Annotated in this window: 14 protein-coding genes; 8 read left to right on the forward strand and 6 right to left on the reverse strand. The window is 38.3% G+C overall.

The window, feature by feature from the left end:
• Positions 1–42: 42 nt before the first annotated feature.
• A complete protein-coding gene (locus tag DKG80_RS11085) occupies positions 43–744 on the reverse strand; it encodes a hypothetical protein (RefSeq protein ID WP_162555827.1) in 702 nt (233 codons plus the stop codon).
• A gap of 219 nt (positions 745–963) precedes the next feature.
• Here DKG80_RS11085 and DKG80_RS11090 point away from each other — a divergent pair, with 219 nt between their 5' ends.
• The 3 genes from DKG80_RS11090 (at position 964) to DKG80_RS11100 (ending at position 4,159) form a co-directional block, all read left to right on the forward strand.
• A complete protein-coding gene (locus DKG80_RS11090) occupies positions 964–2,004 on the forward strand; it encodes an L-dopachrome tautomerase-related protein (protein ID WP_109831411.1) in 1,041 nt (346 codons plus the stop codon).
• Positions 2,005–2,163: 159 nt separating this feature from the next.
• Entirely contained in the window at positions 2,164–2,601 is a 438-nt protein-coding gene (locus DKG80_RS11095) for a GNAT family N-acetyltransferase (protein WP_109831412.1), read from the forward strand.
• A gap of 103 nt (positions 2,602–2,704) precedes the next feature.
• Positions 2,705–4,159, forward strand: a complete 1,455-nt coding sequence (locus DKG80_RS11100) for a sulfatase family protein (RefSeq protein WP_221409112.1) — start codon at positions 2,705–2,707, stop codon at positions 4,157–4,159.
• Positions 4,160–4,610: 451 nt separating this feature from the next.
• Here the strand turns inward: DKG80_RS11100 and DKG80_RS11105 are convergent, their stop codons facing one another.
• On the reverse strand, positions 4,611–5,123 hold the full coding sequence (locus DKG80_RS11105; protein ID WP_221409113.1) for a DUF2911 domain-containing protein: 513 nt from the start codon (positions 5,121–5,123) through the stop codon (positions 4,611–4,613).
• A 165-nt stretch (positions 5,124–5,288) separates the two neighbouring features.
• Here DKG80_RS11105 and DKG80_RS11110 point away from each other — a divergent pair, with 165 nt between their 5' ends.
• From DKG80_RS11110 to rocD, 4 genes are all read left to right on the forward strand, one after another.
• Positions 5,289–5,696 carry a response regulator gene (locus DKG80_RS11110; protein ID WP_109831414.1) on the forward strand — a complete coding sequence of 136 codons (408 nt, stop codon included), beginning with the start codon at positions 5,289–5,291 and terminating at the stop codon, positions 5,694–5,696.
• 139 nt (positions 5,697–5,835) lie between these two features.
• Entirely contained in the window at positions 5,836–6,402 is a 567-nt protein-coding gene (locus DKG80_RS11115; protein WP_109831415.1) for a DUF3109 family protein, read from the forward strand.
• 21 nt (positions 6,403–6,423) lie between these two features.
• A complete protein-coding gene (locus tag DKG80_RS11120) occupies positions 6,424–8,694 on the forward strand; it encodes an ATP-dependent helicase (RefSeq protein ID WP_109831730.1) in 2,271 nt (756 codons plus the stop codon).
• A 26-nt stretch (positions 8,695–8,720) separates the two neighbouring features.
• Positions 8,721–9,950 carry an ornithine--oxo-acid transaminase gene (gene rocD, locus DKG80_RS11125; RefSeq protein ID WP_109831416.1) on the forward strand — a complete coding sequence of 410 codons (1,230 nt, stop codon included), beginning with the start codon at positions 8,721–8,723 and terminating at the stop codon, positions 9,948–9,950.
• Here the strand turns inward: rocD and DKG80_RS11130 are convergent.
• From DKG80_RS11130 to recQ, 3 genes are all read right to left on the reverse strand, one after another.
• The gene (locus tag DKG80_RS11130) at positions 9,947–10,378 is read right to left on the reverse strand and encodes a CBS domain-containing protein (protein WP_109831417.1); all 432 of its coding nucleotides are present in this window, start codon (positions 10,376–10,378) and stop codon (positions 9,947–9,949) included. The two genes, rocD and DKG80_RS11130, sit on opposite strands and share 4 nt — an antisense overlap.
• A gap of 136 nt (positions 10,379–10,514) precedes the next feature.
• Positions 10,515–11,288, reverse strand: coding sequence for an alpha/beta fold hydrolase (locus DKG80_RS11135; protein WP_109831418.1), 774 nt, complete (start codon positions 11,286–11,288; stop codon positions 10,515–10,517).
• An 81-nt stretch (positions 11,289–11,369) separates the two neighbouring features.
• Complete coding sequence (recQ, locus tag DKG80_RS11140; RefSeq protein WP_245906998.1) at positions 11,370–13,508, reverse strand: DNA helicase RecQ; 2,139 nt, start codon at positions 13,506–13,508, stop codon at positions 11,370–11,372.
• A gap of 263 nt (positions 13,509–13,771) precedes the next feature.
• On the opposite strand from recQ, the gene DKG80_RS11145 reads away from it, so the two are divergent.
• Positions 13,772–14,497 (forward strand): LytR/AlgR family response regulator transcription factor, encoded by a 726-nt coding sequence (locus tag DKG80_RS11145; RefSeq protein WP_109831419.1) that lies wholly within the window; start codon positions 13,772–13,774, stop codon positions 14,495–14,497.
• Here the strand turns inward: DKG80_RS11145 and DKG80_RS11150 are convergent.
• Positions 14,484–15,680, reverse strand: coding sequence for a glycosyltransferase family 2 protein (locus DKG80_RS11150; RefSeq protein WP_109831420.1), 1,197 nt, complete (start codon positions 15,678–15,680; stop codon positions 14,484–14,486). The genes DKG80_RS11145 and DKG80_RS11150 overlap by 14 nt on opposite strands.
• Positions 15,681–15,762: the final 82 nt, after the last annotated feature.

The following is a 15,762-nucleotide window of genomic DNA, read 5'->3' on the forward strand; positions in this document are numbered from 1 at the left end:
GGTTTTATCTCGTGAATCTAGTACGACTTCCGCTCATTAGAGTTATTGGTAGTACATAGAATCTTCACATTGAGTATATCCTTTTTCTTTCATTATTCTAACGATAGAAGTTGGTTTTAAGTATCGCTCCGTTTTGTCCAAGTCCTCCATTATGGATTTGATCTTCGGACTACTATCTAGATTAATATGAGTCCTTATCCAGCTGCTCCAAGCCAGCAAATTGCAACCCAAACCATGATCAATAGTTCTAATATCAGTTTGCTGTTCGAACTCATCTAGGTACTCTGAAGATAAATTACCGACAGCCACTCTTAGCATTCTTAAAGTATTTCTATTGATGAAGTCAGATGTATGAGCTAGTTCATGACCTATGACGCCTACTTGGGCATTGCGAGGCATTGTATGCATCAAAGCTGAGTCAAATAAAGGAATAGACTTCTTAGCTATTAGAATTAGGTACCTTCTATTTTTCGCAGATCGAAATAAGGTACTGAATATTGTTGGGCGAGAGACAAAAGGAATTCCGTTTTCGATTACTTCGAATTTGATATGGATGTCATTGAGCTCAGGATAGAAGGATAATGCTTCTTCAATAGGCACTGAGTACTGAATGGGAATGATTTTCTTGTTCTTGACCAATTCATTCTCTGAAGGGCAGAAAGAGCGATTTTCTGTGAGATAAAATATCAAAACACAGCTGCTAATTAAGATCAAGAGTGTAACAAGGGTAATTTTCTTTGTCATCAGGTGATTAAGTTTACTTGTAAGAGAAATTTTACATCCTTTAAATTTTAAATTTATTACTCTGACATTTAACGTTTGAGACATATTAACAGTTCGAAAGTAGTTGTTTTTAGAAGGGACTCTATTGAAGAAGACAATTCACGCTTAATTCTGAATTTTGTCCTTAAAGAACTTATAAAGAATCTTGTCATTCATTCTATGCAGTTCTAACTTCTCCACATGAAAAAAATAACCCAATTAATGCTATTAGCTGTTGTATTCTTTGCGTGTTCAACAGCCAAAAAAGATGTAGAAACTAAGGTGGAAAGGGTAATTGCCTTTGAGGGACAACAGGTGACTGGTGTGACGATTAGTCGAGATGAAAGGCTCTTTGCGAATTTCCCAAGATGGAGAGAAGGAGTAAAGTATTCGGTAGTAGAAGTCCTATCTGATGTACAATCTAAAGCTTATCCAAATGAATCTTGGAATAGCTGGACTATAGGAAATGCAGTTACTGACTCTAGTTTCGTTTGTGTACAATCAGTGGTAATGTCAAATGATAAACTATTTGTCATTGATACTCGAAACCCTCAATTCAAAGGAGTAATAGAATCACCTATGATTTATGTTTTTGATTTAAAAACAGACAAACTTTCTGAGGCTTACCAACTTTCTGACAGTGTATTCTATGATAACTCATATGTCAATGACGTGAGAATAGATGAAGGTACTCAGACAGCCTTTTTCACGGATTCGGGAAGAGCTGGACTTATCGTTCTTGATTTAGAAAGTGGTAGTGCTAAACGAGTATTGGATGAACATATCTCGACTACTGCTGAAGTTGGATACCTGACTATCAACGATAAGAAATGGAGTAATATGGTTCATTCTGACGGTATAGCACTAGATTCTGAAAACGGAATGCTGTACTATCATTCTTTGACAGGGTATAATCTGTATAGGGTGCCTACAAATGCACTAATCAATGCCACAGAAAAAGATATTCAGTCAAAAGCTGAATTAGTAGCCAAGACTGCGGCACCTGATGGTATGATCATATATGAAGGGGCGATTTATTACGCAGATCTTGAGAATCATAAAATCCTAAAAATGGATCTTAAGACTAAAGAGGTTTCAGAAGTAGTCTCTGGTGCAGAAGTCATTTGGGCAGATACATTTACAATTGGTGGTGGGTACTTGTACTACACCAACTCTAGAATTCATGAAGCTTCGGCTGATGTGTCTGATATGAGTTTCTCTATCAATAAGATAAAACTGTAGTACTTTCTAGTCTACTAATAGTCTTAGGAGTAGAAAGGTTATTTGGAGCGAAGTGATCCGTTTAATGATATACCTGTTAAATAGATTACTTTGATTCCATTTGCCATATGCTGAGACTAGTGTTTTATAAATATTACTTTTTCGTACATTTCTATAGCCATGCAGTTATTTAAAAAACCATTCCAACTCTTAACCATAGATGAACTTTATCAACTTTTAAAGTTGAGAGTAGATGTATTTGTCGTAGAGCAAGATTGTGCATACCCAGAATTAGATGGGAAAGATCAACAGAGCACTCACTATTGGTTTCAAGAAGGAGAAGATCTAGCTGCTTGTTTGAGAACTTACGAACGTAAATCAGGGCAATATGCTATTGGTAGAATTGCAACAGACCATAATTACCGCGGACAAAGATTGGCAGCCAAACTTATCGAAATAGCTATCAATGATATAAAATCAATAGAAGGAGCTAAAAGCATTTTACTCAATGCTCAAAGTCATTTAATTCCGTATTATGAAGGTTTTGGATTCAAAGTTTGTTCAAAAGAATATTTAGAAGACGGGATTCCTCACACGGATTTGGAGATGTTCTTGTAAGCTATTCAACCTCATTTCTTATTAGAATACTCATCCAATGCAATAAGTAAGACAACATGTTGTCTACTGTATTAAATTGCTCTTAGATTAACTTCTAATGATGATGAAATACTACATATTACTAATAGCACTATTGATCAGTGCTTCTTGTTCACAAATTAAAGAATCCGGTCAGGAGAATGTTCCAGAAATAGGTCGCCCCAATATAATCTTATTCGTTTCGGATGATCATGGAACGGATGCAATCGGGGCTTATGGAAACCCAGTCATTCAAACTCCGAATATGGATAAACTGGCAGAAGAAGGTGTTCGGTTTACCAATGCATATTGCACTAGCGCCAGTTGTGCAGCCAGTAGATCAGTGATACTGACAGGTAAGTTTGGACATGCTACGGGATCATATGGACATACACACGATTACCATCATTTCAGCACTTTTCCTGATGTCAAGTCTTTACCCGTACTATTGGACGCAGTTGGCTATCATACTGCTCGGATAGGCAAATATCATTTGGCTCCAGAGTCTGTCTATGACTTCAATACAGTGCTAGAAGATAATGAAAGAAGTACAGTCACTATGGCCAATAAGTGTAAGGAAGTAATTGACTCCAAAGAACCTTTTTTCTTATACTTCTGCACAGGGGATCCGCATAGAGGCAATCCATTTAAACCAGATCCTTGGGATGCTCCTAACAATTTTGGAAATAGACCAGAGGGATACGAAGGAGTGGAAGAAATTATTTATAGACCTGAAGATGTCATTGTTCCAGACTTCTTACCAGATACCAAGCAGTGTCGAGAAGAGTTGGCACAGTACTATCAAAGCGTATCACGAATAGATAAAGGTATAGGTCAGCTTAATAAGTTACTAGCAGAAGCGGGAAAGCTCGACAACACCATCTTCATCTACATATCTGATAATGGAATTGCTTTCCCTGGTGCTAAAACCACATTATATGAACCAGGAATCAAATTGCCATGTATCATCAAAGATCCTTCAAAGGACAAAAAAGGAATCGTCAATAATACTTTGGTTTCATGGGTGGATTTAACCCCAACCATCTTAGATATGGCCAAAGCTGAGTTTGATGAAGAGAGCTTTCATGGAGTATCTTTTGCGAATGCAATTGTAGAGGAAGACGCTAGTCGGCAAGAAGTATATGCCTCACATACCTTTCATGAGATTACTATGTACTATCCGATGCGCTCTATTCGCAGTGGAGATTATAAGCTGATATTCAATACTGCATACCAGCTAGAATACCCCTTCGCCTCTGACCTTTGGGCTTCGTCGACTTGGCAGGCGATTTATAGAAATGGTATTGAAACCTATGGCAAGCGAAAAGTTCATGATTACTTACAAAGGTCAGAATTTGAGCTTTACGACTTAGCAAATGATCCTGATGAAATCACCAATTTGGCATTGGTACCGGAGAAAGAAGAGTTACTTGAAAACATGAAGCAAAAGCTTAAAGAATATCAGCTCCGTACAAGAGACCCTTGGATCATCATGTGGGATCATGATGCATCTATGCAAGGAACTGGAACAGGACTGTAAAACCCTCAGAACCGTGAGAATTTGTCACAGAACGGCTATTTATTGATTAAGAACCTATAAGTATTGATTAAGGACTGCAAGAAAATGGCTGAGTACCACTGATAAATAAATGAGGACGGTTCAGAAATCATTCAGTACCACTAAAAAATGACTGAGAACGGCTCTAAATTCATTCAGGACGGGTGTAAAATGACATAGTACCACTCAAAAATCGTTCAGGACCAACAAAAAATGGGATAGGACCATATTAAAATCTCTATTCACCTCGAGACGTCCATCTTTCTTGAGGGATAGGGGCAAAATCAATAGTTCTACCATGCCTAGACCTGAACCACTTAAGAGAACATAGCTTCACGACAGCATGTTGAATTAAAAAAGGTGTCACAATTCGTAATAACTACTTTTGAGACACCTTTAGTTTAATAATATCCTCATCTAGAGAATGACATGATTATTTTACTTCAAACGATACCTTCAGTTTATCCCAAGCAAGAGATACAACTCCAGCCTCGCTAGCTGCAATAGTGAAAGCCTCAGTCATTGAGCTCTGGCTAGGCTTGACATTAAACCTCAAAACGTCCTTGGACGAATCGTATTTATAAGCTCCCCATTGATCCCACACGCTATTGATAATAACTGTCCAACTCTTTTCATTAGGAATAGTAAAAAGAGCATACTTACCCTTCTTTAATTTTTCACCATTGACTGTACAGTCAGCAGAGACTTCAAAAACGGTAGCTTCATTGGCACCAGTTCTCCAAACCTTGTCGTAAGGAACCAAATCACCCCAAATTGTACGACCTTTTACGGATGGACTGCTGTATGCAATCTTCAAATTCACATCACCCAATGACTGATCTACATATTTCATCGGACTTGCTCTTTTCTGTGCCTGAAGAGTGTAACTTGTAACTATTCCAAGAATAAGCAGAACTAAAACTTTGTTTACACGGATTAAATTCATTTTTTTTAATTTTGATTAGTGATTAGACGCTATTAGTCAACTTCAGGTTAGATTTATTTTTTTAAGTTAGCGAAAAAATGGAATTGTGCAGTATTTACAGCTTTTTCCTGTTTTTAACGTATATTGAAACTCGCACATTATCCACCACTGTACAGACATTATTCAATGAGTGACCATACTAAAGTACTAATTATCGACGACGACGAGATCAATAATTTGATCTGTACCAAAGTAATCAATGACTATAACTCAGAATTTGAGGTAGAGTCTGTGACTAGTTCTGCCAGAGGACTAGATTACCTTGAAGATCTGGTACAAAACAATAAAGAAGGACTCCCTGATATCATTCTTTTGGATATCAATATGCCTACTATCAGTGGATGGGATTTTATTCGTGAATACCGTAAAATGATGACCGCTGTAGAAAGTGAAAAAATCAAACTTTTTGTTTTGACCTCATCACAATACTATCAGGATGCAGAACTGGCGGATCAATACAGGGAAGTACAAAAACTTTTCACAAAACCTCTGACAGGAGAGATCCTTGATGAGATTAGTACCTATTTAAAATAGGAACAGCCTAAGAAATTAAAGACTTGCTAAATAGCAAGTCTTTTTTGTTTCTGACAAATCCATTTAAACTCTACCAATACACACTCTATAAGTAGTCTGGGTTTAATAGTTTTGCAGCTTGGATTAGAGTTTTTAGTCAATGATTATAGTAGATAATGCCGTGTTATCTGACGACTTGCAAGAACAGCACTTCGTCTGTGACCTGACCAAATGTAAAGGAGCGTGCTGTGTTGAAGGAGATTTGGGAGCTCCTTTAGAAAAAGAAGAATTACAGATACTAACAGACTCTGTCCCAGAAGTAATGCCATATCTCCCTCCAGAAGGACAAGCTGCTATAAAAGATCAAGGAGCCTATGTTATAGACGAGGAAGGAGACTATTCTACCCCTACTATCAATGGTCGTGAGTGTGCTTATGCCTACTATGACAACGATCAAACTTTAAAATGTGGAATAGAACAAGCTTATCTCGATGGAAAAGTAAATTGGCAAAAGCCTATCTCTTGTCACCTCTATCCTATCCGAATCACCAAATATGATCACTATGATGCGCTTAACTACGACAGGTGGGACATCTGTAGTGACGCTTGCAAACTAGGTGACAAGTTGAAAGTACCTGTTTATAAATTTCTAAAAGGCCCTCTTACTCGCAAGTATGGCGAAGAGTGGTACAAAAAACTAGAGCAGACAATAGCCGAAAAAGAATAACGCTCAATGGAAGGAATAGATATTAGTTATCTGGATGGCTTGAACAAGCCCCAGCGTGAAGCAGTAGAAACAACTGAAGGCCCTGCGATGATTATTGCGGGTGCGGGATCTGGCAAGACTCGTGTTTTGACATATAGAATAGCGCACTTGATCAAATACCATCAAGTCGACCCATTTTCTATCCTCGCTCTGACATTTACCAATAAGGCCGCTCGTGAGATGCGTGAACGTATTGAAGGTGTAGTCGGAAATGATGCCCGCAATATCTGGATGGGAACCTTCCACTCTGTATTCTCTAGAATCCTAAGAGCAGAAGCTCATTTATTGGGATACCCAAGTCACTTTACTATATATGACTCTGATGATTCTAAATCATTAATCAAGAATATCGTCAAAGCTATGGGTCTTGATGATAAAGTCTATAAACCCAATGTGGTACTCAACAGAATCTCAAGTGCCAAAAACCGTCTAGTCTCTTGGCAAGAGTACAATCGCAACCCCATCTACGCAGCTGATGACAATGAAAACGGCAAGCCTGAAATGGGGAAAATCTATAAAGAATATTGCCAGCGATGTTTCAAGGCAGATGCTATGGATTTCGATGATCTTCTATTCAATACCAATGTACTTTTCAGAGACCATATTGATGTGTTGAATAAATATCAGCAGCGATTCAGGTATGTAATGGTAGATGAGTTTCAGGACACCAATATTTCTCAATATGTCATTACAAAAAAATTAGCTGCTGTCCGGAGAAATATTGCAGTGGTAGGTGATGATGCTCAAAGTATCTATGCTTTCCGTGGTGCAGATATTCAGAATATTCTAAACTTCGAGAAAGACTATCCTGAGCTGAAAGTCATCAAACTAGAGCAGAATTACCGTTCTACAAAAAACATCGTCAACGCTGCTAACTCTGTCATTAGTAAAAACCAAAACCAGCTACGTAAAAGCGTCTGGACGGACAATAACGAAGGTGACCTCATTGAAGTAATAAAAGCTACTTCAGACAATGAAGAAGGCAAATTAGTAGCTTCTGCCATATTTGAATCCAAAGTCACCAATCAAGAAAGAAACTCAGACTTTGCCATTCTTTACCGAACCAATAGCCAATCTAGGGCACTGGAGGAAGCTCTCAGAAAGAACAACATCAAGTATAAAATAGTTGGAGGTTTGTCTTTCTACCAAAGAAAAGAGATTAAGGATATTTTAGCGTACATCCGATACTCTGTCAACCAGAGTGACGAACAAGCTTTCCGTAGAATAATCAATCTTCCCAAGAGAGGTATAGGACCTACTACTGTTGATAAAATAGTAGTAGCTGCTGCGGAGAACAATACAACTATTTGGAATGTACTGGAAAATGCGCAGCACTTTATAGGTGGGCGTTCTGCTACTGCTATCGATCAATTTGTAACGCTCATCAAGAGCTTTATGATCTCGATCGAGAAAAGAGATGCTTTTGAAGCAGCTTCTTTGATTGCGAAGAACTCTGGACTACTAAAGGAGCTCTACGATGACAAAACAATTGAAGGTCGAAATCGATATGAGAACGTACAGGAATTATTAAACGGAATCAAAGAATTCGTTGACAATCCTGAAAATGAAGACAAACAAATGGCTTCCTTCCTTCAGGACATTGCTCTTCTTACAGATGCTGACAATGAAAAAGGCGAAGACAAGGATGTCGTGACTATGATGACTATTCACATGTCTAAAGGGCTAGAATTCAAAAACGTTTTCCTTGTCGGAATGGAAGAAGACCTTTTTCCTTCACAGATGATGATTAGTTCACGCCAAGATTTAGAAGAAGAAAGAAGGTTGTTCTACGTAGCCGTAACTCGTGCAGAAAAGAAGCTATATATGAGCTATGCGTTGACGCGCTACCGTTTCGGAAGATTGAAAACTTGTGAACCAAGTAGATTCTTGGAAGATATTGATTCGCATTTCCTCAAGGCAAGTCATAAATTCAAATCTACTGAAGCAAGCCCGCTAGCTACTTTGAATGGAGGTAATTCTAGTTTCTCTAAAAGCTTTGTAAGAAATAATAAAGTCGCAGCTAGACCCCAGCCATCTCCGAATGCTTTGTTGCATAAGCCATCAGGTAATTTCAAACCCAGTGATACTTCTAGACTAGAGGTAGGTATGAAGGTAGAACACCCTAAGTTTGGATTCGGTAATGTAACAAAAATCGAAATTCAAGGTATCAATAAGAAGGCACACATCAGTTTTGACAAGGCTGGAGATAAGACTTTGCTTCTGAGCTTTGCTAAGCTGATGATACATGAGTAGCTTTTTTCGAACCTAAAGCATCCGATATGACTGATGAAATGACTAGTGAAAGAGCGATGCAGCTCGAAGATCAATATGGAGCCCATGATTACCATCCTTTACCGGTTGTTCTAGCAAAAGGTGAAGGTGTTTTTCTTTGGGATGTAGAAGGGAAACGATACTATGACTTTCTATCAGCCTATAGTGCTGTAAATCAAGGCCACTGTCATCCTAAGCTCGTGCAAGCCATGACAGAGCAAGCTCAAACTTTGACACTTACTTCGAGAGCATTTTTTAATGATGTTCTCGGCCCATATTCGGAATACATAACAAAACTCTTCGGCTATGATAAAATGCTCCCTATGAATACTGGAGCCGAAGGAGTAGAAACAGCTATCAAACTAACAAGAAAGTGGGCCTACGAAGTCAAGGGAATTCCCGAAAATCAGGCACAGATCATTGTTTGCGAGAAAAATTTCCACGGTCGTACTACTACTATAATTTCTTTTTCATCTGACGCTGGTTCACATAACAACTTTGGACCTCACACACCCGGCTTTATTAGAATCCCATACAATGACCTAGAAGCTCTTGACGAAGCTCTCAAACTCCCAAACATCGCTGGTTTTTTAGTAGAGCCCATTCAAGGTGAAGCTGGTGTCTATGTTCCCGATGATGGCTATTTGAAAGGAGCTTATGACCTTTGCCAAAAACATGGTGCTCTCTTTATAGCAGACGAAATCCAGACTGGTATCGGCCGTACTGGTAAAATGCTCGCTTGTGATCACGAAGGAGTGAAACCTGACATTCTGATTCTGGGCAAAGCATTATCCGGAGGTTTTTATCCTATCTCCTGTGCACTTGCAGATGACCAAATCATGGATGTTATTCGCCCAGGACAGCATGGATCTACATTCGGAGGCAACCCAATGGCTGCTAAGATAGCTATCACTGCACTTGACATCATTAAAGATGAAAAACTGGCAGAAAATGCAGAGCGGCTTGGAAACATTTTCCGCAAGCGCATGAATCAGTTCATCACAAAAAATGACATTGTTAAATCAGTAAGAGGAAAAGGTTTATTGAACGCTGTAGTTATCAACGATACTGAAGATTCTGAAACAGCTTGGAATATTTGTCTTAAACTCCGTGATAACGGACTACTTGCCAAACCTACTCATGGCAATATTATCCGATTTGCTCCTCCGCTTGTCATGACAGAAGAACAAATCCATGAATGTTGTGATATAATTGAAAAAACTATTTCAGACTTTTAAACTAATGTACTTTCTTTCTGCGCATAGTAACTGATCACATCTGTCGTAGTTACTATTCCTGCCAATTGATCATTTTGAATAACTGGCAATGCATGAAACTCATGCTCAGTAAATATTCTTGAAGCATCCGATATCAATTGATGAGCTTCAACACTAACTGGACTATGTTTCATTACTTGATTGATAGACAGCATGTCCAAGATTGCATGATCAGCATCTATTTGATCTTCACCATAAATATTACCAAAGCTGATTCGCATAATATCAGTCTTACTCACAATTCCTATCAGTTTACCCTCTGAGGTGATGGGCATATGTCTGATGTGATACTCAGCGAAAAGATTGCTGACTTTTTGTAAGGAATCATTAATATCACAAGTGACCAGCTCCTTGGTCATAATGCTCGCTATTGTGTCTTGATTATCCATGACTGCACTGTTTTGGTTTGAAATTCTTATTCATTCAATGTAGCCAATACAGTTAGCGAAAAAGTCTTTAATTATCAGAAATCAAAGTGATTTTGATCAGACAACAATAGATGCAATAGGCTTTTCAAACCTTTGATCAGACATTAAAACATTCCTTTGAAATATCTGAAAGTATATCTGAGAACTCATCCGGTTTCTCTATTGAAGGATAGTGCCCACAGTTTTCCATCTTTATTAATTCAAACTTGACCTCAGCTTCATCATTCAAAGTATCCAAATACTCCAACTTAAAGGTTGGGTCCTGCTCTCCATAAATTACCCATTTATTGATTTCCACTGATTTAAAAACTGTCGCCTCATCATAATATTCATCAGGCTTGCTAGTTTCTTTCCCTATTGTAACTCTAACAGCAGGATCAGTACATAAAAAATCTTCCTTGAGTAATGGGGCTACTTCTTTATTCTGAATCGAAGCATCGATCGCTGCATCCAATGCCTCTTCTGTAATTTGTCCACTCAAATACGTGGACATATGTGAAGAAAACTTGAAGGCCTCTTCTATATTCAAAGGCTTCCTGAGTGGAGGGGTTCCAAATATAACGAGCCCTTTGACCTGAGTCAATCTCTCGAGAGCTTGAATAGCAATATGACCTCCTAATGAATTCCCAACTAATAAAATATCTCCAGTCACATCTTCACAACACTCAAGTACATAATCGGCATGATCAGAAATCTTATACTCACCCGTCATAGGACCTTCCCCATGCCCAGGTAAATCAATCAATAGAACATCACATGATACTGTCAACAAATCACATACTTCTTCAAAGACCCTCGATGAACTTGAATTACCATGAAGAAATACTATTGTAAAATCGGATGACTGACTAGGGAAATTGCTGTTAGACATATTGATAATTTTTGATGTGCTAAGATAATTTATTGACTTACTCTATAACATAGCTCAGCCTTCCTTAAATAAAAGCATAGGTTACTTTTCACTTTTATAAAGTGTCAAGGCTACCCTTAATTTATGATATGGAATTTCTTCTTTGAAATGTTCAAAGAGTGGTTTCAATGAATCTTCAATCTTAAGCTCTTCTATTCCTCTGGTAATACTTCCTCTCTCCTCTGTTGTAAGAAATTGAGCAAGATCTACTTCTTTGCCCTGTTCATACAAGGTTGACAAATGAGAATAAATAGTAACTGGATTTAGGTTTCTCTTTTCAGCAATTTGTTCAGGAGAAAGTCCTTCTTTATAAAACTCATATGTCACCAAATGAGTAGCACCTTTTATCTTTTCACCCTCTGCTGTTTTGGCTTTGATGTAGGCGATGATCTCTTTCATGAAATCCGTACCATACTTCTCAAGCTTCTGCTGACCGACCCCTGATATTTCAATAAAATCCTCATCCGTTGTCGGACGCTGTGCAGACATTTCATTTAGTGTAGCATCACTAAACACTAAGTATGCTGGAATACCTTGAGCTTCTGCGATTTCTTTTCTGAGTGTCTTAAGTTTAACAAAAAGCTCTTCCGATCGCTCTTGTTGCTTGGTTTTCTTCGGAGTATCTGTCCTAGCTTTTCGCTGTTCCGCAGTTTCTGGTCTAGTGATGTGAATGGGAAAGTCCCCTTTAAGAACTTTCTTAGCCAAACCTGTCGTACGCAATGTATTGTGATCATCAAAAGCAATCTCAAATAGGCCAAGATTTAGAAATTGACCCATATAGTGTTGCCAGTCAAAGTAAGGAACATTACTTCCAGCCCCATATGTCTTGATTTGGTGATAACCTTTTTGAAAAAGCTCCTGCCTTCCAGACCCACGTAAAATATCGATTAGCATTCCGATACCAACTTTCTCTCCAGTGCGAATACTAGCCGAAAGAGCCTTCTGTGCTAATATGGTTCCATCCATGAATTTGGGAGGGTTTCGACACACGTCACACTTGCCACAGTTTTCTTCAAGGTGTTCACCAAAATAACTCAACAGCACTTTTCTCCTACAGGTAGTTGCCTCCGCAAACTGTTGCATTCGCTTCAGTTTGGCATCTAAAAGCTCCTTTTGAGAACTGTCAGCATTGAAACTTTGCAACTGTACTATGTCTCCGTAGCTAAAAAACAGTACAGCCTTAGATTCCAGACCATCTCTACCCGCACGACCAATTTCTTGGTAATAACTTTCCAGGTTTTTAGGAAGGTTATGATGAATTACCCAACGAACATTAGACTTATCAATTCCCATCCCAAACGCAACGGTTGCACAAACAACCTTGAGATCATCTCGAACAAATCTTTCTTGTGTTTTGTCACGAACATCTGATGGCATTCCAGCGTGGTAAAAGTCAGCATCTATTCCTGCCGCTAGTAATTTAGCAGCGACTTTCTCTGTGCTTTTACGGCTCAGACAATAAACTATCCCAGATTCATCTGGTCGTTGTTTGATATGAGATATAATAGCATCTATTCGACCTTGAGCTGGACGTACATTAAGATCAATATTGGGTCGATCAAATGACGCTAAAAATGTCTCTGCTCCTTCTACACCTAGCTGCTTAAGTATATCATTTCTCGTAGCCTTATCTGCTGTAGCAGTCAAGGCCATCACCGGTACTTTAGGAAACTGTTTTTTGAGAAAATCCAGCTTGGTGTATTCCGGTCTGAAATCATGTCCCCACTGTGAAATACAATGTGCTTCATCCACTGCCAACAAATTCAACTGAACAGACTTCATGACGTTGAAGAAATCTCGCGTGAGTAATTTCTCTGGAGAAACGTAGAGCAACTTTATTTTCCCTTCGCAAAAATCCGATTCGATTTGTAATTGTTCTTTTCCGCTAAGCGAACTGTTTAGATATGCAGCCGTTACTCCGTTTTGCCTTAAAGCTTCAACTTGATCCTTCATCAAGGATATCAAAGGAGATATCACAATACAAGCTCCTTCTAAAACAAGCGCAGGAATCTGATAACATAAGGATTTTCCTCCCCCAGTAGGCATAATTACCAAACCATCATTTCCTTCAAGAGCATTTGAAATTATCTGCTCTTGAAGCAATCTAAATGCCTTGTATCCGAAGGTTTCTTTAAGAATAGTCTTGGCTTGGTCAAGCCCAGGCATTTGATCAATTTGCATTTTGAAAGAACTCTTTACACTACTGAATGCACAAAGATAATACGGTAGTAAGAAAACACTATTCTATTTAAGAATGTCATTAAAGCCATTAACTGCGATCACATATGCAGACAACAAAAAAATCTAGGCTTTGTGCAAAGAATCGGTCTAAAAATAAAAACATACGGCAGAACTATGAGATATATAAATAAACCTGTCTGATGAGGTTGGAAAGGGAACATTTTTTAGTTTATATTTCACTTACATAAACCAAACTGACCAAAATGTCACACAAAGTACTAATAGTAGAAGATGATCCTCAGATAGCAGAATCCCTATCTGATATGTTGGAGATTTTAGATCATGAAGTAGTAGGCATAGCAGAATCTTACGATGCCGCTGTTAAACTACTATCTGAAGGAACAGCTGAAATTGCGCTTCTGGATATCCAGATCAAAGGTGATAAAACTGGAATTGATGTTGCTGAAAAAATCAAATCAGATTTTTTGATTCCTTTTATTTTCACCACTGCCTATGCTGATAAGGAAACAATCAAAAAAGCATCTCAGCATAGCCCGTATGGGTATATCGTAAAGCCATATGGTATGAAGGATATCAATGCTAGTATCGAAATAGCTATTGAAAATCATAAATTACTAGAGAATCAGAAGCCTGAAGAGGAAAAGGGGCTATTCAACTCCGAAAGTCTTTTTGTAAAGGCAAACTCCAAGATGATACGCATCAAAATGAGTGAGATCCTCTATACCGAAGCCAAGGGTGATTATGTGATTTTCAAGACTACTGATAAGGGATATATAGTGCATACTACTTTCAAGAATGTAGAAATGAAACTAGATCCAGATCTGTTTGTAAAGGTGCACAGATCCTTTATCGTGAACGTAGATAAAATCATAGATATCGAGGAAAACAATCTATTGATCAATGATCATGTAATACCGGTTTCTAGAAACCAGAAACCGATATTATTCTCAAAGATCAATTCTCTGTAGTAGTCATTTTACTTTCTTCGACTACTACTCTTTGTGCTTTTTCCCAGACTACGGATTGATTATTCTTGAAGTACCGTTGCCATCCTAGTATGACACAATAGTTCATAAATAGGAAGTAGTATGGTATGTAAAAAATCTTGATTCTGATTTTTCTTCTTCTCAGAAAGAAACCAACTGATGCCAAGGTGTAGAAAAGTATCTGTCCCAGCATCATTAACTGATAAAATGTCCCTGCTTGAACCAAGGCAATATTTGCCAACAAAAGTACTGGCAAACACAAAGGAGTAAGTGTCCAGCGCAAGACCCTGTGAGAAATATATTGGAAGGTCAACATACCATGTTTAAATGGGTTTAACAATGACCTCAGACGAACTATGGACTGAATTCCTCCTGCAGCTATTCTTACCTTTCTCTTCTGTTCGTCTTCTATAGAAGCAGAGGCTGATTCCAGGGCTACTGCGTTTTTTTCATAGGCTACCTTATACCCTTTGGCAGCTATACCAACTGTCATCATAAAATCCTCAATAATCGAATCCTCTGATACCGTTTCATATAATGAAGTTCTAATCGCAAATAGCTCACCAGCAGCTCCTACCAGCGTATTCAACTCTGCATCCTTCCTCTTTAAATAAGATTCATATTTCCAATATAGTCCCTCCCCAGCTGCACTAGCTTTGTCAGAAGTATCAGACCATACCGTTTTTTCACCAGAGACAGCTCCTACTTTATGGTCACTAAAATGATCAACCATCAAGGAAACCGCTTCTTTATTCATATGCACATTAGCATCCGAATATATAGTGATATCAGAGTCTACCATAGGCATCACTCGGTTTACTGCATGAATCTTGCCTTTTCTTTCTGGTGAGTAAAACAATTTTACCTCTGGATGTGCTTTTATGATCTCATTAGTTCCATCTGTGGTTCCATCAGTGACAAACAAGACTTGAAGCTTATCCTTGGGGTAATCAAGCGCAAGTGCATTTTGAATCTTTGCTTCAATGACCGACTCTTCATTATATGCCGCTACCAAAAGGCTTACCGTTGGTAATTCCTGAAACTCTTCCCTCGGACTTTCTTTTTGTAAAGCTCTTTTTAATTTGGTCAAGATGAATAAGACTATTCCATACCCGAGGTAGGTATAAAACACTATTGCTAAACAAATGATAAACAAAGACTCCATATCTTAAGTGTTTGGTGATTAGTTTCCTCACAACCTAAAAAAGTGAGGTTTTTCAAAAATTGATTAAAACTGACCTCAGGGT

Source organism: Reichenbachiella versicolor, assembly GCF_003171675.1.
In the GTDB taxonomy this organism is placed as follows: Bacteria; Bacteroidota; Bacteroidia; order Cytophagales; family Cyclobacteriaceae; genus Reichenbachiella; species Reichenbachiella versicolor.

Bases quoted from the DNA above. Each gene is read 5' to 3' on its own strand.
- DKG80_RS11085 (WP_162555827.1), bottom strand. From the start codon at position 744: ATGACAAAGAAAATTACCCTTGTTACACTCTTGATCTTAATTAGCAGC.
- DKG80_RS11110 (WP_109831414.1), top strand. From the start codon at position 5,289: ATGAGTGACCATACTAAAGTACTAATTATCGACGACGACGAGATCAAT.
- DKG80_RS11135 (WP_109831418.1), bottom strand. From the start codon at position 11,288: ATGTCTAACAGCAATTTCCCTAGTCAGTCATCCGATTTTACAATAGTA.
- DKG80_RS11145 (WP_109831419.1), top strand. From the start codon at position 13,772: ATGTCACACAAAGTACTAATAGTAGAAGATGATCCTCAGATAGCAGAA.
- DKG80_RS11130 (WP_109831417.1), bottom strand. From the start codon at position 10,378: ATGGATAATCAAGACACAATAGCGAGCATTATGACCAAGGAGCTGGTC.
- DKG80_RS11105 (WP_221409113.1), bottom strand. From the start codon at position 5,123: ATGAATTTAATCCGTGTAAACAAAGTTTTAGTTCTGCTTATTCTTGGA.
- DKG80_RS11090 (WP_109831411.1), top strand. From the start codon at position 964: ATGAAAAAAATAACCCAATTAATGCTATTAGCTGTTGTATTCTTTGCG.
- DKG80_RS11150 (WP_109831420.1), bottom strand. From the start codon at position 15,680: ATGGAGTCTTTGTTTATCATTTGTTTAGCAATAGTGTTTTATACCTAC.
- recQ (WP_245906998.1), bottom strand. From the start codon at position 13,508: ATGCAAATTGATCAAATGCCTGGGCTTGACCAAGCCAAGACTATTCTT.
- rocD (WP_109831416.1), top strand. From the start codon at position 8,721: ATGACTGATGAAATGACTAGTGAAAGAGCGATGCAGCTCGAAGATCAA.
- DKG80_RS11100 (WP_221409112.1), top strand. From the start codon at position 2,705: ATGAAATACTACATATTACTAATAGCACTATTGATCAGTGCTTCTTGT.
- DKG80_RS11115 (WP_109831415.1), top strand. From the start codon at position 5,836: ATGATTATAGTAGATAATGCCGTGTTATCTGACGACTTGCAAGAACAG.
- DKG80_RS11095 (WP_109831412.1), top strand. From the start codon at position 2,164: ATGCAGTTATTTAAAAAACCATTCCAACTCTTAACCATAGATGAACTT.